Here is a 23,175-nt window from a genome sequence, read left to right on the forward strand (position 1 = left end):
TATTTAACGTTGTATTTCTCTCAATTCGGTCAATAACAGGATACAACAAATCTTGCGAATTCACATTCCCAAAATAATTTGCTGATATTATACAAAAGAGAATGGAGTGCCAAACGTTCTTATAAACCGGCCATTACAGGTTTCCGGATCCCTTGCGGGGATGAAATGCGATTTTTTGCAAGCAGGCCCAGGCATTCTGCCGCCAATCAAAGGGAAACTCCTCGTTTCCAGGGGATGAAGTCATCCTGGTTCAGCTGCATCGCTTTTGTTTGTATGTTACCGCTGGCCAAATCGATGATATAATCCAGGATTTCCGCCCCCATCTCTTCAATCGTTTTCTCCCCCTTGATGACCGGCCCAGTATCAATATCGATGATGTCAGGCATTTTCTCAGCCAGCGCGCTGTTCGAAGAAACTTTGACGACCGGGGCGACGGGGTTGCCCGTAGGTGTTCCGAGTCCCGTGGTAAAGAGGATGATATTTGCCCCCGAACCCGCCATTGCCGTGGTGCTTTCCACATCATTGCCCGGCGTGCAGAGGAGGTTCAGGCCCGGTTCCCGCACATACTCGGTGTAATCGAGGACCGCTTTGATCGGGGAAGTGCCCCCCTTCTTTGCCGCGCCGGCCGATTTCATGGCGTCGGTAATCAGGCCGTCCTTGATGTTTCCGGGGGAAGGGTTCATGTCGAACCCGGAACCGGACGCCTCCGCCGCATCCGAGTAGTTCTGCATGAGGGTGACAAACTTCTCAACCATCTCCCTACTGGTGGTGCGATCTATCAGCTCCTGCTCCACTCCGCAAAGTTCCGGAAATTCCGACAAGATAACCGAGCCTCCCAGTGCCGTTATGAAATCGCCGGCCTGTCCCACGGACGGGTTGGCCGATATACCTGAAAAGCCGTCGGAGCCCCCGCACTCCATCCCCACGGTGAGCTTGCTGAGCGGCGCTGGTTTCCGCTCGTTTTTGTTTGCCTCGGTCAGTCCCAAAAATGTTTGACGAATAGCGGAGGTGAGCATCTCATACTCCGTTCCGCTTTGCTGCTGTTCATAAATATACAGCGGCTTCTGCAGGTCGGGAGTCAGATCCCTGATCTTCTCAAGCAGGATCTCAATCTGTGCATTTTGACAGCCAAGGCTCAAGACTGTTGCTCCCGCCACGTTGGGATGGTAAATATATCCCGCCAGCAGGCCGCATAGCGCTTCTGAATCCTGCCGAATGCCCCCACATCCCCCTTCGTGGGTTAAAAACTTGATACCATCCACATTTTCAAATAGCGGATCCGCAGTATTGAGTTCACTTTTGGGCGGCGGGTCTGTCATCTCCTGAATCTGGCCGGTTTTTCCCTCCTTATACAGCTGTACCAGCTCCGATACGTATTTCTCATAAATATTGCTGTTGGCGTACCCCAGCTCCTGCATGAACGCATTTTTAATGGTGTTGACATTGCGGTTTTCACAGAACACAAGGGGAACCACCAGCCAGTAGTTGGCCGTCCCGACCTGCCCATCCGGCCGGTGATACCCCATAAACTGCCGGTCTTTCCACCTGCTTACATCGGGGGGATTCCAGGTGCCCCCAGAGGGATCCGTGGAGTACTCGGAGACTTCATGCTTTGTATTCTGAACCGTCAGCAATCCTCCCGCGGGGACATCTTCGGTGACCGTGCCGACCAGCGACCCATACATATAGATCTTGTCACCGGCCTCCAGGTCTTGAAGCGCCAACTTGTGCTTGGCCGGGATGTCGTTCATTACGGTTACTTTTCTGTCGCCTGTCTCGACAACCTGACCGGCTTCCAGGTCGGTGAGGGCTACTAACAGGTTGTCGTCCGGGTGTATTTGCAGTGTATTTTTACTCATGTTGATAGGGGAAATGGTTAATTAATAGAACCGGGGAGGTTAATTATTGAATGAATGAGTGAATGAGTGAATTGTTGGTAGAGGGTTTAAAACAGCTTTTTTATTGACCGGTTTATTCCCTTGTTGTCAATATGTTCAAGGTAGCGGGCCACCTGGTCGGCAAGTCCCGATATTTCCGAGAGATCCTGATCCCAAAAGTCGGTATTCCCAAGTACGGCATTTGCCACCTCTTCATAGTCGCCCTGCATCCACGCATCCTGTATGAATGATACCACCTCTTCTGAATCATTGATAGGCGTGGGCTGATCCTGCCACGAGCCCTTGTAAAATCGAATCAGGGATGCCAGCGCAAACACCAGGCGGAGGGGCAGTTCGCCTTTCTTCCTGCGGTAACTCAACAGAGACGGAAGCACCCGAACCTTGTATTTGGATACGGAGTTAAGCGCAATGGAACTCAGTTCATGTTTAATATATGGATTTCTGAACCGTTCAAGCACATCGCGGGCGAACCCTTCAAGCTCGTGCAACGGCATGTCGAGCGACGGGATAATCTCATGAAAAAGGGCCGCTTCCAGGAAAGCGCTGACCTCGTCATCATCCATCGCCTCCTTAACCGTGCGGGCACCCGCCAGGTAACCGACCGGTACCATGCTGGTATGGATTCCGTTGAGAATGCGAACTTTGCGGGTCCGGTACGCAGAGAGCGAATCCACAAACTGCACGTTCAGTCCCGCTTTTTGGAAAGGGAGTTTTTCCTGGATCCACTCTGGTCCCTCGATGACCCACAAGTGGAAATATTCGCCGGTAACCACCAACTTGTCCTCATACCCGAGGTCCTGCTGTATCTGCTCAATATTGTCACTGGGGAAGCCCGGTACAATCCGATCCACCAGCGTGTTACAGAATGTCATGTAGGTATCCACCCAGTCGCGAAACAGGTAATCTGTATCCCACAAGTCGGCGTACCGGAGTATATATTCCTTTAGCTTTTCGCCATTCTTGTCGATCAGCTCGCACGGCAGCACCACGGGCGCCTTGTTTCGGTCTCCATCAAAATGGTTAAACCGGTGCAGGAGGAACGCCGTGAGCTTGGCGGGAAAACTGTTGGGGATCGTTTCATAACCTGTATCGCTTTCATCAAATGCGATCCCCGCCTCGGTCGTGTTCGAGACAATGAATTCGAGGTCGGGGTTTTCCGCCAGCTTCAAAAATCCCTGGTAATCCTCATACGGATTAATCCCTCCCTGCACCGATGTTATCAATTCCGTACTCGTATGGGGCTTGCCATTTTTAAGTCCCTGCAACTGCACGTGGTATAATCCATCCTGCTCTTCGAGCACATCCACCAGTCCACTGGGTATCGGCTGCACAATGGTGACGGATCCATTAAAGCTGGTCTCCCTGTTTATCTTTTCAATCATCCAGTCAAAGAATGCGCGCAGGAAATTCCCTTCTCCAAATTGAACAATTTTGGGCGTACCGTTGCGAGCCGTGGAAACAGTTTCATTATTGAGTGGTTTAGGCTTCATAGAAAATCTGGTTATGTTGATTGGAGTGTTAATAACAAGGACTTAACCGGTTACTTAATGTAATAAATTTTATTGGACCAAGGGAAATGGAATATTGGGGGATTCTTTTTATCGAAGATACACCCTAAAACAACAAATCCCTGCAAGCCAGTGACCTGCAGGGATTAAAGTACGCACGGGAGGATTCGAACCCCCAACCTCCGCATCCGTAGTGCGGTGCTCTATCCAGTTGAGCTACGTGCGCATTTTTTTCAAAGAAAGAAGGATTCGTAACAATTGGCTGAATTTCGATGACTGCCATTCAAATTCCGGCATATCAATCTGTTTTATCTGCCAATCATCTCACTTCCTCCAAAATAGTTTGCAAAGATAAGCACCTTTGGGAAGGCAGGCAAGATGTTTTTTGGTATTTAATCCAGGGATTTTCCAGACTCTGGATGGAATAATCTTGCTTAATAGCCATTTGCCTGTGGTAATCACACGTCTTCGGGAACAATATGATGGTACCCGAAATACAGGACCATTCTTCCGCACCAAAGAAGACGGTACGAGACAGGACGCAAAAAATAATCTGTGCCTCCCTGAGAACTATCATGTCAGTTTAACCAACAACCTACCTAATACACCTGAGTTCAACGTAATTATCGCAACCAGAATGCCTGTTTGCCTTAAAATGACAGTAAAACAGTCTCTCCTTGAGGAGAGTGGTCCAATCGCGGGTTTTGCGAAATGGGTCGGGAGGTGCAGGTCTGACATAGAGAAGAACACCCCTCCCACCTTCGGCGGGGCTCCCCCCAAGGGGGAGATTAAAGGCCTACCCCAAGAAATTAAGAAACAATGTTAAAGCTGGAAGCAATATAGAACTCACGTTAATACAGCGGTTCGGGCTTGCAGTTCTGGCGGAGCGTGGCGAGCACCTGTTGGAAGTCGCCCGGCAGCTCCGAGTCAAAGATAACCGGCTCACCCGAGGTGGGGTGTTCAAATCCAAGCGTCTTTGCGTGCAGGCACTGGCGCTTCAGGTTGGCAAACAGGTTGTTAAACATCTGCCGGCGTGTACCGGTGTTGGCGCCGTAGCGGACCGAGTCGCCCCCGTACTGCCGGTCGCCAAACACCCAGTGCTTTTCATGAGCAAAATGGACACGTATCTGGTGCGTGCGCCCCGTCTCCAGGGTCACTTCAACCAGGCTCAGGTGATCAAAATATTCCAGCACGCGGTAATGGGTCACCGCTCGTTTACCCTGTCCTTCAGGTCGTACCGCCATTCGCTTCCTGTGGTGTGGATCTCGTCCAATATTGCCGGTAATGGTACCCGATTCCTTTTCCGGGATTCCCCAGATGATCGCCCAGTAGGTCCGCTCAATATCCTTTTCTTTAAAATAAGAGCTCAGTACCTCGTGCGTTTTGTCGTTTTTTGCCACAACCAGCAGACCGCTGGTATCTTTGTCCAGGCGGTGAACGATGCCCGGGCGTAGCGTATCCTCATCCTGGCCCGAAAGGCTGTCTACATGCCAGAGCAGACCGTTGACCAGCGTTCCCGTCCAGTTCCCCTTGGCGGGGTGGACCACAGTTCCCGCCCGTTTGTTGACCAACAGCAGGTCTTCATCTTCATATACTATATCCAGCGGCATCTGCTCGGGAATGGCCTCCGGCTCTTTCGGTTTCGGAATCTTCACTTTAATACAGTCGCCGGGCTCCACGTTATAGGACGATTTCTCTGCCTTCTCATTGACCGTAACATATCCCTCTTCAATCGCCTTCTGAACCTTCGTCCTGGAGGTATCATCCAGCAACGAGGCGATATACTTGTCAAGCCGGGTTCCGGATGTAAAATCGTCCGGAACCCGGTACTGATGCTCTGTAAATTCTTTTTTTTCCAAAATTGCGGCCTCCAGTTTTAAAATTAGCGCGGTATCTCTAGCCATATCAGCAATACTGAAAATAAGCTAAACCACTGTCATTCATTAATTTAGCTCATATTTTTTTAGCTATCAGGTAACGCACAAAAAAAATAAAAATTTTCTGTAAGGATCGGGCCCGAAAAGTATCAATAAAGTGACTCTTCATTAAGGGAGAGTTACTTGAGATGTTCGTTCTATAGATATCATTATTAAACTATTCCAACAGAGTTCATAAGGCTTCCGGTTTTCCCTTGATCGGAAGCCTTTTTTCATGGAACTGAATCTGCCTGCAATTGTTATCTCCTTATCCCGGCTGAATGCCGATATCGCCGGTAGCTTGATTATCAGCACCGTGAATGAGACTTTTTTCTGCTCGCTTGTTACATTGTACCGTCATCAAAATAAAAAAGTGTCGCTATGATCAAATCACTGTATGTAAAAGATTTCGCGCTGATCGATGAGCTGGAGGTTGAGCTCGGCAACGGCCTGAATATACTGACCGGCCAAACCGGTGCGGGTAAATCGATCATCGTCGGGGCCCTGAATATGATCCTGGGCGAACGTGCCGACACGGAGCTCCTTCGCCAGGGGGCTGACAAAGCTATTACCGAAGGCATCATCCACGTGGGAGAGATGCCCCCCATCCGGGAGCTGCTTGAGGATAACGCCGTTGAATACGCTCAAGACCTGATACTGCGGCGGGAGATCCGGGAATCGGGCAGCCGGGCATTTATCAATGATACACCGGTCACAATTGCCGTACTCCGCGAGGTGGGCAACTACCTGGTGGACCTCCACGGGCAGCACGATCACCAGCTGTTGCTGAAGGAGGAAAATCACCGGGGGGTCATTGACGGCTTTGATGCAATAGCTCCCCTTCTGAACGCGTACCGGGAGACCTACCACGAGATGGGAAAACTAAAACGAGAACTCCGCAAGCTGCAGCAGCGGGAAGACGAACTGCAGGAAAAAATGGAGCTCTACCGGTTCCAGGACCAGGAGCTGGAAGAGGCCAATCTCGACCCCGATGAAGAGGAGGAGCTGGAGGCAGAGTTGAAACTGCTGGACAATGCAGAGGACCTCGATCAAAAAGCGGCGGCTGTCGTCGAGATGGGGAGTGGAGATGAGGTAAACGTAATGGAGCTGCTGAACAGAATAAAGCTTCACCTGGAGGATATGGCCCGCATTGAGGAAGACTTTGAGACCTATCTTGAAGAGATCTCCACCGCCCGTATCAGCATACAGGAGATGATTAACTTTACCGAACGTTATCGCTCGAGCATCGAATTTAATCCCCAGCGCCTTGACGAACTTCGTAACCGGCTCTCCGAGCTGAATCGGCTGCGCAAAAAATATAATCGCGGCATCCCGGAACTCATTGAATACCACCACCAGATCCGTAAAGAGCTGAGCCTGGCTGAAAATTTTGACCTGGAAATCGAAAAAATGGAGAAGAAGATCTCTGCCAAGGCCGAAGAACTTAGCCAGCGCGCCCGGGCCCTGCATGACAAGCGGAGGCAGATCGGACAAAAACTGAGTGCGGATATCGTGGATGAGCTGCGCCAGATGGGGATACCTGAAGGGCAGTTTCGAGTGCGCGTCGACTGGCTTTTTTCGGATCACGGCTGGATACAGGTGGATGGCCAACCGGTCGAATGCACCGAACATGGCTGTGATGAAGTCAGTCTCTACATTTCAACGAACAAGGGTGAAGAACCCAAACCACTGGCAAAAATCGCCTCGGGCGGGGAGATCAGCCGGGTGATGCTGGCGCTAAAATCGATCCTGGCCAAGGAACAGAGCCTGCCGGTTATGATTTTTGATGAGATCGACAACGGCATCAGCGGCGAAATATCGGAAAAAGTGGGACGCAGCATGCGCCGCCTTTCCCAGCAGTGCCAGATTATCGCGATCACCCACCAGCCGCAGATCGCCAGCCAGGCGCACCATCACTACAAAGTGGAAAAAGCGGAGAAGGACGGGCGAACGGTCTCCCGCATAAATCCATTATCCAATAAGGAACACATACAGGAGGTGGCAAGCCTGATGAGCGGCGAGGATATCACCGATGCCGCCCTAAAAAGTGCCCGAGAGCTCATTGAACGGAACACTTTTAAAAACTAAGGCCCATAAAAGATGATACCGCATCGTGGTTTTCCATACATTATAAAGAGGGTTTTGAAAAACCAGAAGTTTTGCAAAGCACTCTATAAAATTACACGATTATGATTCTTCTTCACCGCCCGGAACAACCTGATCCTCTTTCAGACCAGATTGAACAACGATTGAAAGAGATGGTCATCTCCCACAAAATTCATCGCTATCCCGCCAAAGCGAACCAGGAACTCCCCTACCTGCAGGAAAACGATCATTTGGTAACGGGAAAACAGCAGATCAACCAGTTTCTCCGCGAGCTGGAAACAGAACTACGTGAACAACGGATGGTTTCAGGCGACAGCTGCTATATCGATCCCCAAACCGGGGAGATTTGCTGAGCAGCTTCCTTCATTTTTCTTTGATTACAGCTTCCCTGTTCAATTCACTTTATCCCATCTGGAATACTTAATATCGCAGGAGTTCGTTATATTACATCAGATATACCAGATCAGCTTTAATTATATATGCCGGGGAATGAGGGCGTCGAATTTCCGGTACTTTCACTTAGATACCGCATTCATTATCTTTACAAAATGAATGAATTAATTTCTTTCACCTGGCAACCGGGATCAATAAAACGAATTAGCACGGTTTACCTTTCCAAATAGTTGAAATAGCAAGAATGGATTTTTCAGAGTTTATAGAAAACTATCGAAACAGGCTTAAAACTGTTTTCAGAACGGATGACAATATCAACGAAATAAGCCTGGAGCGGGGCATCCCCTCCAAAACATTGCGGCAGGTTATGGACTGCCAGCCTCTGTCGACCTTTATCCCCGAAGAGTACGGGGGGAGAGGATGCAAAACACACGAAGCTCTTTCCATGCTGGAAGCCAGTTCCTACGAGTCGCTCGCACTTTCGCTGATGATGGGAATCAACGGGGCGCTTTTCCTGCAACCCCTGGCCAATTATGGTAATGAAGAGATTAAGCAGGATATCTTTTCACGCTTCCTGGACGATCAGTGCATGGGCGGTCTCATGATTACCGAACCCGACTACGGCTCCGATGCCCTGCGCATGGAAACCAGTTACATAAAAGATGACAAGACTTCCAGCTACCGGGTGACCGGAACCAAACATTGGGCGGGACTGACGGGACAGGCGGATTACTGGCTGATCACCGCCCGCATGAACAAGAAAAACGGCAGCGGGCTGGGGCGCGACATAGGCTTCTTCATTCATGACACCCGAAACGGCGGTATAGAAGTCGAAGAATACTATAACAACCTCGGTCTGTACATGCTTCCCTACGGTCGTAACAAAATTGATATTACCGTTCCACAGAAATACAAGCTGAATCCCCGTTCCACCGGTATCAAAATGATGCTCGACGTATTGCACCGCAGCCGCCTGCAATTCCCCGGAATGGGCATGGGCTTTTTAAAGCGTCTTCTTGACGAAGCCCACAAACATTGCAAATCCCGACTGGTTGGTGGCAAAAACCTGTTTGAATACGACCAGGTAAAACGCCGCATTGCCCGGCTCCAGATGGCGTTTACGGTCTGTTCTGCCATGTGCACACACACGAGCACCAAAGTGCCACTCAGCTGCGACACCTCAACAATGGATGTTCAGGCCAATACGATCAAGACCGTTACCACCGACCTTATGCAGGAAGCCTCGCAATCGCTGCTTCAGCTGATGGGAGCCAAGGGGTACCGGCTAGATCATATCGCAGGGCGTTCACTGATTGACAGCCGTCCCTTCCAGATCTTTGAGGGATCCAACGATATTCTTTACCAGCAGATTGCCGAATCGGTGTTCAAAAAAATGCGCCGGCTGAAGCTTACCAACATGTTTGATTTCCTCCAAAAATATGAGCTGACCTCCAATGTGGCCGACCGTTTTAACGGGTTGTTCAATTTTAATGTGGATTCCAAGATGGTACAGCACAAAATGGTTGATATGGGGCGCATCCTCAGCCGTGTAATCTCCATGGAGTACACCCTGCGGCTGGAAGATTATGGATTCAATCGAGACCTGATCCAAAACAGCCTTCGTACGCTGGAAGACAAAGTTGAGCAGCTGATGGCTTCGTTCCAGAATGAAGAGACTGCCGAGGTTGTAGACCACTATGAAGAAGACAGTTCCTGGGTCCGTTTTGTAGCTCCCGAGCTACAGTACGACTAATTGTACCCGGCGGGAAATACGAAACCTGTAGTTCGTTGTATGTAACGTAGTGCAGGAACTGCAGATCCATTGAGTGTAGCAGATGCCCCAGGTAAATTTCGGCGTGGGTTGTCTTCAACTTTTATCTGGTAATGAATAATGGACTCTCCCCAATTCCTGCATTTCTTGCCGCGTGTTCACGGGATGGCAAACAGTAGCCCATATTACACTCAAAGAATGTTTTGAAGATATCCCCGCCCCATTTATAAAATGGGAAAAGTAGCCCAGAGCATTCATTTATCATTCCACCAACAATGAGAGTAGAGAAAATATCTAAACCCAATTCATCGCTGAATGCATCCGGTTTAAAATTCGGAGGGAACGCGGGATTCTGGCAGGTCACCTGTTGAATTTTCTTCACATTTTAAGATATTTGATTAACGTTAACAATTTCCCGAGCGGAGGTGGGGAAAATAAACGTGTTTGAGATCCTGGGTCAGCTATATAGCGGAGAGTATTGGATTAGTCGGTTCTTGCTGCAGCGGGCGCTCGGCTTTATTTATCTTATCGCATTTATCAACGCGCTGAATCAGTTCCCCCCGCTCTGCGGGAAACACGGCCTGATGCCTATCGATTCCCATCTCAACCGGATCCCTTTCAAAAAAGCTCCCAGTATTTTTCACTGGAAATACTCAGACGCACTGCTCAGAGGGGTAGCCGGAACCGGCATCGTGCTATCGCTGATCGCCCTGACGGGTCTTTCGGAATCGGGGCCACTGGGGTTTTCCATGCTGATCTGGTTTCTGCTCTGGGTGCTATACCTCTCCATTGTAAATGCGGGGCAAACATTCTACGGTTTTGGCTGGGAATCGATGCTGCTGGAAGCCGGGTTCTTTGCCATCTTCCTGGGCCCAATGCATATGGCTGCTCCGGTCCTGGTAATCTGGCTGGTTCGGTGGATGCTGTTCAGGGTGGAATTTGGAGCTGGTCTCATCAAAATGCGCGGCGACCAGTGCTGGCGCGACCTTACCTGCCTCAACTACCATCACGAAACCCAGCCGCTGCCCAATCCCCTGAGTCGTTATTTCCACCTTATGCCGCAGTGGATCCATAAAACCGAAACGCTGTTCAACCATTTTATACAACTTATTGTAGTTTGGGGCCTGTTCTTTCCTCAACCGATCGCCTCCATTTCCGCGGCCCTTATCATTCTCTCACAAGCCTATCTCATCGTCAGTGGCAACTATTCGTGGCTGAACTGGCTAACCCTGTCGCTGGCTTTCAGTGGATTCAATGACGCTGTGATACAACGGTTCGTAACCATTACGCCTCCCCAAATGGCACCTATTCCCGAACTTTACTGGCCTGTGCTGGTCATTCTGGGCCTAACGGTACTATATTTGAGCTACCGTCCCGTCAAAAACATGCTTTCTCCGAGGCAGGTGATGAATTTCAGTTTTAATCCCCTCCACCTTGTAAATACCTATGGTGCATTCGGCTCTGTAACCAAAACCCGATATGAGATAATACTCGAGGGAACCCGCGACAGCTCGATTGGGCCCGACACCGAATGGAAAGCCTATGAGTTCAAGGGCAAACCCGGATCTCCTTCCCGGCGACCTCCCCAAATATCGCCCTACCACCTGCGGCTTGACTGGCAAATGTGGTTTGCAGCCATGTCTTCGCCCCACCGAAATCCCTGGCTCAGGCAGCTTATCCAAAAGTTACTGCAGGGCGACAGGGCTACAGAAAAACTGCTGAGGGATACTCCCTTCAAGGGTGCATCACCCCGACATATCCGGGCCCGGCTGTTCAAATACAGGTATGCTACAAAAGAGGAACGGAGGCGAGGCGGCACCTGGTGGAAACGGAGTTATGTCAGTGATTACATACGCCCTCTTTCCCGTGCGGACCTTGTTGATCCCTGATACCCGTTGTTCTTCATCTGGATACATTATGCTACGTGCAAAATCGAGAATCCCTGCTTCAAACGATTAGCGCTACAGCAGGTATTCCAGTACCGACGGCCAATCCGGAAAACGCTCAGTTCCGAAATGAATATGTTCCCCATCAAACTTATCCACCCCGTGGGCTTTCCTGTCGTCAATAAGTATATCTCCAAACACCAGGTGCTTGTGATGAGTCAAAATAAGTCGCTTGTGAGCTGATTTGGGAAGATACCGGCGCACCCACAAGTTTTTGGCCGCCCATGCCGTCTCGTTATTCCACGGTGCGGTAGAAAGAATATATGTATCATAAGCGTTTGCCAGCGTGCGGTATGCCGATACAGCTCCCTCCACCGGGGGCAGGTCGTCAAAAAATCCCGGGATATCATCGAAATCATCGCCGTACTCTTCTTTCTGATGTTCACTAACCAACGGGATACCGGCCTCAAAGTCGACCAGCGTTCCATCCATGTCGATATACAGTCGCTGTGCACTCATACTGTTGAAGTATTACAAAAGTTTTGGAAACTGATCTCTTTTAATCCACCAATAATAAACGCAATATACTTTCTGGTATTTTAGGTGTTAGCCTTCGGCTTTTTTGCCATTGCTTTGTATCTTCCGCTGCATTTTGTTCAACCGCTAATCAACGTTGCAGATGGTTACATCCAAACCCCGGTCACCACTTCAACAATTTCTGCTCATAGCCGGGATCCTTTTAATCGGGATCAACCTGCGGCCGGCCCTTTCGGGAGTGGGCCCCTTGATCGGGGCGATTCGTGACAGCACGGGACTTTCCAACACGCTGCTGGGTTTATTAACAACGCTGCCGCTGCTGGCATTTGCTGCCCTCTCTACGCTTACCCCCCTGTTTACCAAGCGGTTCGGTATTGAGGAGACGCTGGCTGGTGCGCTCCTTTTGCTGACCTCAGGAATTCTGCTGCGCGTGCTGGAGTCTCCGCTGGCACTGTTCGGAGGAACGTTGCTGCTGGGCATCGCCATTGCATTTGGCAATGTTTTGCTTCCCTCACTGGTAAAACGCGATTTTCCCCACAAAACGGGTTTAATGACCAGTTTTTACTCCAGCGCCATGGCGTTTGGTGCCATGGTAGCGGCGGGCATCAGCGTTCCACTGGCTTTTGAGGTGGGATTGGGCTGGCGCTGGGCACTGGGGGCCTGGGCCCTTCCCGCAGTCATCGCCCTGCTGGTGTGGCTGCCCCAGACCCGCAATACCACGCTCCCCAAACATTCACGCAGTTTTCTTAAGGCAATGAAAGACCTGGGCGGTTCCAGGCTGGCCTGGCAGGTGGCTCTTTTCATGGGACTTCAGTCGTTTGCTTTTTATGTTGTGCTGGCCTGGCTCCCGGAAATTTTAGTGGATCGGGGACTGACAGCCGAATATGCCGGCTGGATGCTCTCCCTGTCGCAGGGAATGGGAATCCTGGGCAGTCTCATTATTCCCACCTGGGCTGAGCAGATGAGCGACCAGCGCGTTGCCGTCTGGATTGTCGTAATTATGGAGCTTATCAGCCTTGTCGGGCTATTACTTCCCGGCACATTTTGGGTACCGCTGTGGGTGTCCCTTATCGGGATCGCCCTCGGAGGAAGCTTTGGACTGGCCCTCCTCTTTATTGTACTTCGCACCGAAAACTCCGAAACCTCGACAGAGCTCTCCGGCATGTCACAATCCATCGGGTACGCGCTGGCCGCTACCGGTCCCACCCTGTTCGGGGCCCTTCACGATTTTACCGGGGCCTGGCTGGTTCCGCTGGGACTCCTTTTTGCCGTTCTCCTGGTTAAACTTTTTGTGGGACTCGGGGCAGCAAAACCCCAAAAGTGTTAACTCCTGCTTTTCTGTTCCGATTTCCACCAATATTGTTTGGGAAATAAGGCAAGCAACAATAACGATGAAAGGACAAATATATCTTGAGTGGGCAGACTAAAATACAGAAATAAAGATAGTCTCAGCTATAAATGGTACGATAGTACCCCAACACGGTTGCAAAGAGCTCCCTTTTTATATCAGCTTTTTATAGATGCGAACCAGCAGCTCCTGGGATATGCCCAGGAAAAACAGTCCATAAATAAGCGTAAATATCAGCTGCAGGCGAACCACACCGACCCTCTCATACTTCCTGGCGGAGGTTGTCACTTGCTCGGGCAATATTTCAAAATTGTCTAATTTCTTTATTTTCCTCACCATCATATTATCCTCCATGACCAGCAGGTCGGCATCAAATCCTCCGGTACGTGTAAACAGTGTCCGGGTGGTGAACAGGCTCTGGTCCCCAAAGCGGAATGCGTTCAGGTCAAACCGGGTACACCAGGCATAAAAATTCAGGAGAGGGTGATCGCGGTCGAATGCAAGCCGGAAACAACCGGCAGTGGCCCCTCTTTGGCAGGCCGCCGCCACCTGCACGTCAAATTGATGGGGCGGGATGGTATCGGCATGTAAAAAGTACAGGATCTCCGAGGAGGCGTGCCGGGCCCCTTTGTTCATTTGGCGGGCGCGCCCTTTTTCGGCCGTCTGCAGCACCCGCGTAGCCCCCGCCTGGTTTGCCCGGGAAATCGTGCGGTCGGCGCTCCCACCGTCTACCACAATGATCTCTTCCAGGTAGCCGCCGGAACGCTTCTTTACAGCCCGGATTGTCCGACCGATCATATCCTCTTCATTCAGGGTCGGGATAATGACGCTAATTTTCATGGCCGGGAGTTAACAAATCGGTATTTGACCTCTTTCCAGTCATCCAGCGTGTCTACATCGTTGAGTTCCGGGAGTTCGGCAAATGAAAGGTCGAGACTATCAATATCGGCGACTGTGGCGGCATAAACTCCACTGGTGCTCCACTCTTTATCTTCAAAAAGTTCCGGGTAGTAATTGCGCATCCCCAGCAGGTAATACCCGCCGTCGCGAGATGGACCGGCAACGACCTCATTTCCCTCCAGCTCCCGGAAGGCCTGGCGGAGATGGTCGGTTTCCAACTGGGCACAGTCACTCCCAATGATGCCAATGCGCTGGTATCCACCGGCAAAGCCGCAATTGAACGCGTGTTTCATCCGCTGGCCGAGAGTTTCTCCAATCTGGGTTCTCTTTTCAGCCCCAACCTCATCCCACATGTCATTAAGGGGAATATAGTCGGAGTACCATACCTGCACATCGGCCTCAAGAGGCTTCACAACGTCGCATGTATACCGGAGCAGCTGATGATATATCTGCAGCGCTTTCTGCGCGCCGACCGACTCAGCAAGCCGCGTTTTGACTTTTCCCTGGTGTGGATTCTTTACGAAAACAAGTATAAGTTCTTCTGTTGGCACCTGCTGTCAATTACGTGTTTTGAGGATTATGATCTCGGTTGATATTCCAGTGTAACATATCCATGCTGAATCGAAATTTCACCCCGCTTGGCCATTTTGTGTAAAATCCACCCGTGATCATCATCGCTCTACGTAAAAGAGGACTTTCAAAAACTCTTATTTTGCCCAATCCCGGCGTTTTCACAAATGTTAAAGCTTTATTTACAGGGGGATAAACCCTGGTTTCGAGTTTGATCCGACCTTGATTCCAGATATAACCCCTGGTCCAGGGCCCTTCTGAAAAATATTTGTCATGTTCGAAACTTTTTGGCAATTATTAAATTTAAAGACCATCTTTGACGAGCGAATCTTACTAAATAATCAAAATCTTATTGCAACCTATGAAGAAATCTCTTTCGGGATTGTTAACCGTTTCAATACTATGTTTATTATTTAGCGCTCATTCTGCCGTTGCTCAAAACCAGGATGGCAAGCTCGGAGTGGGCCTGATGGTCGGCGAACCCACAGGTATCAGCCTTAAATACTGGCAGTCGCAACAAAACGCCATTGACGGGGGATTGGCATGGTCGCTTGGGCAGTACGATGCGGTCCACCTGCATGCCGATTACCTGTGGCACAATTATTCTGTATTTGACGAAGTGGAGGAAGGCCAGCTCCCCCTGTTCTATGGTATCGGCGGGCGATTGATTTTTACAGAAAATGATGCCGTCCTCGGAGTTCGCGTACCGGTCGGTATCAACTATCTGTTCGAAGAATCACCGGTAGGCCTTTTCCTGGAACTGGCCCCCACCATTAACCTGGCGCCAAGTACTGATTTCGACATCGGCGGGGCGCTGGGGGTACGGATTTACCTGTAATACCGATTACTGTTGTTTGAGAAGGGATTACTTCTCGAAGCAGCCCCTTCCCGGGGTCTGCAATGATATAACTTTATACCATAAATGAGAATTTCAAACCCGTGAAATGCTAACATTGGGCATAGCAGCGATTTTATAAAACCTCTGCCAGAATCCTTTGGAAAACATTTGAATCACCGTTCGCAGGGAGTTGTACTTCCGCTTTATGCGCTATAGAAGGTCGGTGTACAACCACCTCCCAACTAAGGATCAGGTTCTGCAAAGGCTTCTGCTAATCATTCCGGATCTGATCCCTGACTTCCAGCTTTACTTTGGTTCCCTCTTTAGCCAGCTGTACGGATTCAAAATATTCCCCGAATTTTCTTTCTATTTTTTCATCCAGTTCTGCCAGGTAGGTGTCGTCGGAATCCGGATCGTGATGGGTTAACAAAAGATTTTTCACCCCGGCACGGCGTGCAAAATCAACGGTAGTCTCCCACGCGGAGTGTCCCCACCCGACCTTGCTCCTGTAGCTTATCTTGTCATATTGGGCATCGTGAATCAAAATATCAGCATCCCGGATAAACTCCCTGAACTTTTCGTAAAAAAAGGCGCAGGATTTCTGATCGATCGGTTGCAACTCGTTGTCCGGGGCAAACACGATGGTTTTTCCCGCAGCCTTCAACTTGTAAATAGCGGTATTAATCGGGTGATTTGCCAGCATGTATTCTATGGAATACCCGTTGCCTTCCTGCTTTCCGGTGTCCTGGGTGACGTACTCGAGGCTGGCATCAAACATATCCAGCGTAACCGGGAAAAAAGTTTTGGAGAGGTGGCCTGAAAGAATCTCACGACACCCGCCGGTGGCCTGGGGAGGCATGTGGATGGCAAAATGATTTTCAGCACTGTAGATCGGTTTAAAGAAAGGAAAGCCCTGAATATGATCCCAATGCGGGTGGGTAATAAATATATTGCCGGTAACCTCTTCCCGGAATGCCGAAAGATAGTTGCCCAGGTTGCGAATTCCGGTACCACTGTCCAGGATCAGCAACTCGTCGGTAAATGGCAGTTCCACCTGCACGCAGGTGGTATTCCCACCGTAAACGATATTCTCTTTATTGGCACATGGAGTCGATCCGCGGACTCCCCACAGTTTAACCGCTAGGCTGGGTTTCAGAACACCGTTCAAGAGGCGACGTACCTGGGGGGCATCGATATTCTCATCCAACACAGTCACTTGCTCAAACGAGGTAAATTCAGCCGGAAAGGCATTCACTCCCTGCCTCGCTGATTGAAACAGGTATACGGGCATCGACTCCGTCTCGGCGTTGTCTCTGAGGGCCTGAATTATGGAGATCGCCTCTGTGGCAAATGCCCTGCTGTCCCAAAAGACAAGATCCGGATGGCTGGTACGTATACGGTTTACCAGTTCCTCATTATCGGAATTTCTATCCTTGATCAGCCGCAACCCGCTCTCCTCGATTGCCCGGGTTAACACAGTTAAATCGGAGGGGGACTCCGAAACAAGAAATACCTTTTTATTTATTCTTTTTTCACTCACAAAAAGGGACCTTTGTCAACCGTTTCCTGCCTGAACCATTCATTTTTCTGCGTTATCAATAGCCGTTGTTCCGCCTGCAACCGTTCCTGTAGATTATTCCCGCTATTTGTTATTCCCAGCCTGCGGTCTCGTCATTCGTTACTCGTCCCTTCGTAACTCATCAATCTTCTGATCCAGCTCGTCCAGCTTATCCTGTTTCTGCTGCAGTTTTTCTTCCACTTTGTCAATTTTTGACTGTATCTCATTCAGAAGTGGATTGTCATCATCACTGGATTTGAAGTAGGTTTTTGATTCCTGGTATTGCAGCACTTCCTCTTTCAGCTCATTCATCTCGTGCTTCACCTTTTTGTACTTTTTGCGGATATCCATAATTTTGGACCGCTGGTCGGGCTCCAGGTCAGCTTTCGCCAGCTCCTGGTCAAACTTATTGCCCGATTTGGCCGCACGAAACCGCTCATAAATAACATCACAAGCCTCGCGATACCGTTTCCATACCTCGTTTTTCTTCTTTATTGGCACATAGCCGATATTTTTAAACTCTTCCTGCAGCGGCTTAGCCTTTTCAACCGCCTCAATGGGATCATCATGCGTGCCGAGCTCGCGCAACTTTTCAAGAATCCGTTCCTTCTCCTTTAGATTCTCTTTCTGTTGCTCTTTCCTGTCCTTGAAATGCTCGCGCCGGCGCTCATAAAATACATCCTGTGCCTCCTTAAATTTTTTCCAGAGCTTGCGGGATTTATTCCGCGGGACCGGACCCACTTTTTTCCACTGGTCGAGCAGGCTCTGCATTTTGCTGTGGCCTTTGTCCCACTCGGTGGTGTCATTGATCTCGCGGGCCTTCTCAATCAGCTCAACCTTTTTCTCATAGTTGGCCTCCTCCTGCTTGCGCAGCTCATCCGAGTGCTCGGATTTATATTCGTTGAAGGCATCCGTCGCCGCCTTGAACCTCGCCCACAGTTTGTCTTCATCGCGCTGTGGAAGGTTGCCGGTCTTTTTCCAGCGCCGGTGCAGCTTGTTGAGCTCCTTGGCTGCCCTCGGCAGGTTGTCCTCGTCCATCAGGGCCTCCGCCTTGCGGCACAGATCCTCTTTTTTCTGGTAATACTTGTCAAATTTTTGGCGATGTTTCTCGTCGTGCTGGTATTTCTTGTCATAATACTTGTCCTGTGCAGACTTGTATCGATCCCACACCTCGTCCGATTTTTCAGCCGGAACCCGGCCAATTCGCTTGTACTGCCTGGTCAGATCGTCAAACTCCTTGTCGACCGCCTTCCAATCGCTTGTACTGTCATCGATCGAGGCCGCCAGTTCTTCCATCTTGTCCAGCACAATCAGTTTGCCGGTAAGATTGTCTTCCTCCTGCTGGCGTTTACTTACCAGGCGATCCACCTTGTGTTCGTCAAACTCTTTTAGCCTGGCTTCAAACTCCTCGTCGAGCTCATCCCCGGTGCCGGAAGGTAAAATACCAACACTTTTCCACTGGCCCCTGATGCTGCTGACCTTGTCGGTTGCCGTCCAGTTTTTGTTTTCCACAATCTCGGTCAGCTGTTCAAGCAGGTTTTGCTTTTTTTCCAGGTTCTTTTTCTTCTGCTTGTTCAGCTGTTCGTAGTGTTCCTCTTTCCGCTGCTCAAACGTTTCTTTCGCCTCCTGGAACCGCTTCAGCAGGTTTTTCAGGATATCCTCTTCACCTTCGATCTCGGGGCCTTCATCCCATTTGCCGCCCAGGTTGTCCAGTTCCATCGTGATGTAGGGCCAGTCAGACTGCTTGGCCAGCGATTCCGCCTTTTCGACCAGCTCCTTATAGTACCCAAGGCCGGTCTGCTCCTCCGGTTCCTCCGATTCCTGTTTTTCAGCTTCATCGGTTTCCGGCTTTTTCTCGCCATCCTCAGGGCTGACAGCTGATTCAGCTTCCTGCTTATTCACCGGCTCTTCCGCTTTGGACTTTTCTTCTTTCAACTGTTCTTTCTCCTTTTTTAACCGATTGTACAGTTCCTCAAAATCGCCAATTGCCTGTGCTTCCCTGAGCTCATTAATCAGTGCTTCCACTTTATCAGCACTTTTCTCATCCTTCCCGAGAAACGCTTTAATTTTGTCCTCGAGCTGCTGGAACATTTCCCGGTATTCATCCACCGTTTCAGAAAGCTCTTCCTCGTCTGTCACTTCTGCGATTTTCCGTTCGCCAAACAGGCTTGTTTCCTTTAGTATCAGCTCTCCCTTGTCGGTCAAATAGGAGAATTTATTTTCAAATTCCACATCCACTGTTGTCTTGGTTTCTTCACTCATAACTTCAATCCGGGACCCTTTTCCCTCTTTAGAGACCTATCCTTTGCAATATTTTAAAACTCGTTAAGTTGAACTAAGATAATATTTCTATACAATTTATTACAAACTTCTTCTGTCAAGTAAAAAAAGGAAGCCGACCCAGCGGCCGGCTTCACATTTTTAAACAGCAACGGATCATGCATCCTGTGCGGTCACGGCTTCAGGTTTGCTGGAACAGGTGCACGTCTCGCTGGGGGAACGGGAAACTGATACCCTCCTTGTCGAAACGCTGCTTGATTTTCTTGGTCAGATCGTACCGCAGCGGCCAGATCTCCTCTGTAGCGGTCCACGGGCGTACGCGCAGGACCACGGCATTGTCCCCGAGGCTTCCCACGGCAATAAGCGGTTCCGGTTCCGGAAGAACCCGCTCATCCGCATCCAGAATTTCATTGATGACGGCCATCGCCTCATCAATGTCGTCGTCATAGCCTATGCCGATCTCCATGTCGACGCGCCGGGTGTTATGTCGCGTGAAATTTTCAATTTTATCGCCCCAGATCTGGGAATTTGGCATGGTGACGCCGATATTATCGAAAGTGTGCATCTCGGTTACAAACAGGCCGATCTCATCGACCACCCCGGAGGTACCCCCGATATCCACAGCGTCTCCCACATTGAACGGGCGAAGTACCAGCAGCATAAAGCCGGAAGCGATATTGCTCAAGGTGCCCTGCAAAGCCAGCCCGATGGCCAGTCCGATCGTACCGAGCACGGCAATAATACTGGCCGTTTCCACCCCAAACTTGCTCAAGACCGCCAGGATGGTAATAACAAGCACTATAATTTTTGTGCCCTTTATCAAAATGGGCGATATGGTATTATCAATTCTTTCGGTTTTTATGGTAGCCTTTTGTACTCTCTTGCTCAGCCAGTTTGCCACGATCCAACCGACAATCAATATTCCCAGGGCCCCGATTACATCGAGTCCATATACGGCAAGATCTTCCCTGACAGTCTGCCATAGTGTATTGATATTCTCCATCATTTCTCCTGTAATTTTGAATTAGGCTGTACTAAAAAATTAAGGCAGCATTTCGAAATGCTGCCTTAAATTAGGTAAATATTATGTTAATTGTGTTTTCTACCCTTTCAGAATAGAACGCACTTCTGAAAATCCCTCTTTCACATCCTTCCACAGGACTTCAGCATCCTCTTTTATTTTTTCGAAGGTTTCTTCGCCTGAATCTTTAATGCGATCCAGTTTTTCGTTCAATTCACTGCGCCTGGCTTTTAGCTCTTCAAGCCTGTCGGAAATCTTTGTCTTGATCTCCTCCGACTCTCCCTGCGCTTTTTCCTGCAGGGTGTCGATCTGCTGATTCCATTCACGCAACTGTTTTTCGAGTTTGTCGATATACTGTTCTCGAGTGGCCATAGTGACCTCCTCTGGTATTTAATGATTTAAAGTTAACAGGGAAACCGGTATTGCCGAATATCGATATTTTCAACCTGGTCACCTTAGTCTTCAAGGTGGCTGCGAAGCATCCATGCGGCTTTGGAGTGCACATTAAGGCGCTGGGTGATCAGATCGATGGTAGCCTCGTCATCTGCTTTTTTAGGGGCTTCCAGCGCTTCCCGTGCGGTGCGGATCACCTGCTCGTTGGCAATGGCCAGCCGGCGTACCATCTCCAGGGCTTTCGGCTTCTCGGGATCCTCCTTGATTGAGGTCAGCTGGTTAAATTCCTTGAACGAGCCGGGAGATTTGTGCCCGAGTGCGCGGATCCGCTCGGCAATCTCATCGATGGCTTCAGCCAACTCGGTATACTGCTGCTCAAACTGCTCATGCAGCGGATGAAAAAGTTCGCCGGTTACATTCCAGTGATAGTTGTGCGTCTTCAAATAGACCATGTACGAATCGGCCAGCAAGTGCGACAACCCTTCCGCAATCGCTTTCCGATCCTCTTCGCTTAGCCCGATATTGATTTCCATATCCATGACTCCATCTTTGTTGCTCATCGTATAATACCTCCTAATAATTTTGTTGAATATTGAATGCTGTTGTCTGCTTCATATTTCTTTTCGACAGCTGGCAACAGACCGCTCGCAGACAATTTTTCTTAATCTTTGCTTGTTCCTGCATTGGCTTTGCAATTCACTATTGACTACATCAAAAGCGGGAAAATCATTCCTCTTTTTCGATAGGAACTTCCTATATCCGGGATAGAAAGGACAAAAGAGAAACAGCAAATTCAGGATTCTTCGGCACGCTCCCGGTTCCACCGGAACCGGTCGATGAGACGGAGCATATCAGCCGGTATTTTGGCCTCGTAAGACACCTTTTTACCCGTACGGGGATGCTCAAACGCCAAACGGTACGCGTGGAGCGCCTGGCGGTTGATGAGCGGCTCTTGCTCCTCTTCGGGCGCATAGTGCTGGTCTCCCACCAGCTGGTGACCGATCTCGTTGAACTGCACGCGAATCTGATTTTTCAGTCCCGTGTCAAGGTAGACCTCAACCAGGGTGTTCTCCTCAAACCGCTCTCTCACTTTGTAGGTAAGGCGGGCATACGTGGCACCCTCTTCCTCCTTATCTACCACAATATTCCGAAAGCCCTCCTTTATCAGCTTCAGGTAGTGAATCAGCTCTCCCTCATCCTCCTTCAACACGCCGCGAACAATAGCAAGGTAACAGCGTTCGGGTGTATGATTTTTAAACTGCTCCAGCATGTTGTGATGCGCGCGTTCATTCTTGGAAAATACCATGAGTCCGCTGGTATACCGGTCTATGCGATGCACGCTGCCCACGCGCGCCCCATGCCTGCCAAGATGTTCGGCAACAAGGTCGAAAAGGTTTTTAACATTGCTGTTTGGGATGGGAACCGAAAGGAGACCGGCGGGTTTGTCCACCACAAAGATATCCTTGTCCTGGTGAACGATATAAAATTCTCTTTTTCTACCCATAGATGAAGTGAAGTCCTTGTCCGGTATTGTTACGTTAATCTGGTGGGGAATAGCCCGTCTTACCCTTCCACACCGTGAACTTCCCTCAGAATGGCCTTTGCATCTTTGTCCTCATCCTGCATAACCCGGTGCTGAAGATTGGTAATAATCTCCTGTTGTGCCTGTTCAAAAGCGGCTTCTTTGGCTTCTTCTTTTGTACCGGTCCGGATCAGGTCGTATACGTCATCGGCACGCACAACGCTGTAAAGCTTATCCTCGTTAAAAGCGTGCGAGCGCAGCTCTTCGTATTCCTTGAAAACGCGGGGGAAATCCTTGCTATTGTCAGCCCGTGTAATAATTTCTACATCTTCCGGTCCTTCTGCACTTAACGGAGTTTTACAGAGATAAAAGTAATTTTGCTTGTAAATCATATTGAAAGGTGACTTATAGGTTCGCTAATGTGGTTATTGGTTAATTAGTATAGTCGTTATTTGTGCGAGACTACGTGCTGGAGTTTGGGTTCATGCCCTGTTAAATCACTCAACTATCCAAAAGCGTACGGCTTGCTGCCATATGAATCTGATCGTCATAACACCAGATGACATCCGATTTTCACAATAACCGAATTAAAATATTCGTATTTAGTATTTTATATTTGCCTGCGTCTAATATAGGTATGTTTTCCGTTTTTTGAATCCTTGAATTATTACAATCTTGCAGTAACGCAATGCAAGCCAGCCGTTGTCAGTCCGGATCGCTGCAGGTTAGC

General features: G+C 49.5%; 19 protein-coding genes and 1 tRNA gene. 6 read left to right on the top strand and 14 right to left on the bottom strand.

What is annotated here, in order from left to right; genetic code table 11:
* Nucleotides 1-206 precede the first annotated feature (206 nt).
* The 4 genes from ACG2F4_RS00765 to ACG2F4_RS00780 all read right to left on the bottom strand — a co-directional run bounded on the left by ACG2F4_RS00765 (nucleotide 207) and on the right by ACG2F4_RS00780 (nucleotide 5,310).
* Nucleotides 207-1,859, bottom strand: a complete 1,653-nt coding sequence (locus ACG2F4_RS00765) for a UxaA family hydrolase (protein ID WP_395257296.1) — start codon at nucleotides 1,857-1,859, stop codon at nucleotides 207-209.
* A gap of 86 nt (nucleotides 1,860-1,945) precedes the next feature.
* Nucleotides 1,946-3,388, bottom strand: coding sequence for a tagaturonate reductase (locus tag ACG2F4_RS00770; RefSeq protein WP_395257298.1), 1,443 nt, complete (start codon nucleotides 3,386-3,388; stop codon nucleotides 1,946-1,948).
* Nucleotides 3,389-3,558: 170 nt separating this feature from the next.
* Nucleotides 3,559-3,632, bottom strand: a tRNA-Arg gene (locus tag ACG2F4_RS00775).
* 625 nt (nucleotides 3,633-4,257) lie between these two features.
* Entirely contained in the window at nucleotides 4,258-5,310 is a 1,053-nt protein-coding gene (locus ACG2F4_RS00780) for an RluA family pseudouridine synthase (protein WP_395257300.1), read from the bottom strand.
* A 393-nt stretch (nucleotides 5,311-5,703) separates the two neighbouring features.
* On the opposite strand from ACG2F4_RS00780, the gene recN reads away from it, so the two are divergent.
* From recN to ACG2F4_RS00800, 4 genes are all read left to right on the top strand, one after another.
* Nucleotides 5,704-7,410: a DNA repair protein RecN gene (gene recN, locus ACG2F4_RS00785; protein WP_395257302.1), complete on the top strand. Its 1,707-nt coding sequence runs from the start codon at nucleotides 5,704-5,706 to the stop codon at nucleotides 7,408-7,410.
* 101 nt (nucleotides 7,411-7,511) lie between these two features.
* Nucleotides 7,512-7,781, top strand: a complete 270-nt coding sequence (locus tag ACG2F4_RS00790; RefSeq protein WP_395257304.1) for a hypothetical protein — start codon at nucleotides 7,512-7,514, stop codon at nucleotides 7,779-7,781.
* 284 nt (nucleotides 7,782-8,065) lie between these two features.
* Nucleotides 8,066-9,574: an acyl-CoA dehydrogenase family protein gene (locus tag ACG2F4_RS00795; protein ID WP_395257306.1), complete on the top strand. Its 1,509-nt coding sequence runs from the start codon at nucleotides 8,066-8,068 to the stop codon at nucleotides 9,572-9,574.
* A gap of 443 nt (nucleotides 9,575-10,017) precedes the next feature.
* On the top strand, nucleotides 10,018-11,481 hold the full coding sequence (locus tag ACG2F4_RS00800) for a lipase maturation factor family protein (protein WP_395257308.1): 1,464 nt from the start codon (nucleotides 10,018-10,020) through the stop codon (nucleotides 11,479-11,481).
* 72 nt (nucleotides 11,482-11,553) lie between these two features.
* Here the strand turns inward: ACG2F4_RS00800 and ACG2F4_RS00805 are convergent, their stop codons facing one another.
* A complete protein-coding gene (locus tag ACG2F4_RS00805; RefSeq protein WP_395257310.1) occupies nucleotides 11,554-11,997 on the bottom strand; it encodes a hypothetical protein in 444 nt (147 codons plus the stop codon).
* 160 nt (nucleotides 11,998-12,157) lie between these two features.
* On the opposite strand from ACG2F4_RS00805, the gene ACG2F4_RS00810 reads away from it, so the two are divergent.
* On the top strand, nucleotides 12,158-13,342 hold the full coding sequence (locus ACG2F4_RS00810) for a CynX/NimT family MFS transporter (RefSeq protein ID WP_395257312.1): 1,185 nt from the start codon (nucleotides 12,158-12,160) through the stop codon (nucleotides 13,340-13,342).
* 174 nt (nucleotides 13,343-13,516) lie between these two features.
* Here the strand turns inward: ACG2F4_RS00810 and ACG2F4_RS00815 are convergent, their stop codons facing one another.
* Together ACG2F4_RS00815 and ACG2F4_RS00820 are read right to left on the bottom strand one after the other, a co-directional pair.
* A complete protein-coding gene (locus ACG2F4_RS00815; protein ID WP_395257314.1) occupies nucleotides 13,517-14,203 on the bottom strand; it encodes a TIGR04283 family arsenosugar biosynthesis glycosyltransferase in 687 nt (228 codons plus the stop codon).
* Nucleotides 14,200-14,814, bottom strand: coding sequence for a TIGR04282 family arsenosugar biosynthesis glycosyltransferase (locus tag ACG2F4_RS00820; RefSeq protein WP_395257316.1), 615 nt, complete (start codon nucleotides 14,812-14,814; stop codon nucleotides 14,200-14,202). The genes ACG2F4_RS00815 and ACG2F4_RS00820 overlap by 4 nt, the downstream gene beginning before the upstream one ends.
* A gap of 380 nt (nucleotides 14,815-15,194) precedes the next feature.
* On the opposite strand from ACG2F4_RS00820, the gene ACG2F4_RS00825 reads away from it, so the two are divergent.
* Nucleotides 15,195-15,671, top strand: a complete 477-nt coding sequence (locus ACG2F4_RS00825; protein WP_395257318.1) for a hypothetical protein — start codon at nucleotides 15,195-15,197, stop codon at nucleotides 15,669-15,671.
* 271 nt (nucleotides 15,672-15,942) lie between these two features.
* Here ACG2F4_RS00825 and ACG2F4_RS00830 read toward each other — a convergent pair whose 3' ends face one another.
* The 7 genes from ACG2F4_RS00830 to ACG2F4_RS00860 all read right to left on the bottom strand — a co-directional run bounded on the left by ACG2F4_RS00830 (nucleotide 15,943) and on the right by ACG2F4_RS00860 (nucleotide 22,837).
* The gene (locus tag ACG2F4_RS00830) at nucleotides 15,943-17,211 is read right to left on the bottom strand and encodes an MBL fold metallo-hydrolase (protein WP_395257320.1); all 1,269 of its coding nucleotides are present in this window, start codon (nucleotides 17,209-17,211) and stop codon (nucleotides 15,943-15,945) included.
* Between the two features lie 138 nt (nucleotides 17,212-17,349).
* The gene (locus tag ACG2F4_RS00835; RefSeq protein ID WP_395257322.1) at nucleotides 17,350-19,491 is read right to left on the bottom strand and encodes a DUF349 domain-containing protein; all 2,142 of its coding nucleotides are present in this window, start codon (nucleotides 19,489-19,491) and stop codon (nucleotides 17,350-17,352) included.
* Between the two features lie 199 nt (nucleotides 19,492-19,690).
* Nucleotides 19,691-20,515 carry a mechanosensitive ion channel family protein gene (locus tag ACG2F4_RS00840; protein ID WP_395257324.1) on the bottom strand — a complete coding sequence of 275 codons (825 nt, stop codon included), beginning with the start codon at nucleotides 20,513-20,515 and terminating at the stop codon, nucleotides 19,691-19,693.
* Between the two features lie 96 nt (nucleotides 20,516-20,611).
* On the bottom strand, nucleotides 20,612-20,902 hold the full coding sequence (locus ACG2F4_RS00845) for a hypothetical protein (protein WP_395257326.1): 291 nt from the start codon (nucleotides 20,900-20,902) through the stop codon (nucleotides 20,612-20,614).
* Nucleotides 20,903-20,985: 83 nt separating this feature from the next.
* Nucleotides 20,986-21,483: a Dps family protein gene (locus ACG2F4_RS00850; protein WP_395257328.1), complete on the bottom strand. Its 498-nt coding sequence runs from the start codon at nucleotides 21,481-21,483 to the stop codon at nucleotides 20,986-20,988.
* A gap of 233 nt (nucleotides 21,484-21,716) precedes the next feature.
* Nucleotides 21,717-22,427: an RluA family pseudouridine synthase gene (locus tag ACG2F4_RS00855; protein WP_395257330.1), complete on the bottom strand. Its 711-nt coding sequence runs from the start codon at nucleotides 22,425-22,427 to the stop codon at nucleotides 21,717-21,719.
* Nucleotides 22,428-22,486: 59 nt separating this feature from the next.
* Complete coding sequence (locus ACG2F4_RS00860) at nucleotides 22,487-22,837, bottom strand: hypothetical protein (protein WP_395257332.1); 351 nt, start codon at nucleotides 22,835-22,837, stop codon at nucleotides 22,487-22,489.
* Between the last annotated feature and the right edge of the window lie 338 nt (nucleotides 22,838-23,175).

Source organism: Halalkalibaculum sp. DA3122, assembly GCF_043951865.1.
GTDB lineage: Bacteria > Bacteroidota > Rhodothermia > Balneolales > Balneolaceae > JAMQKA01.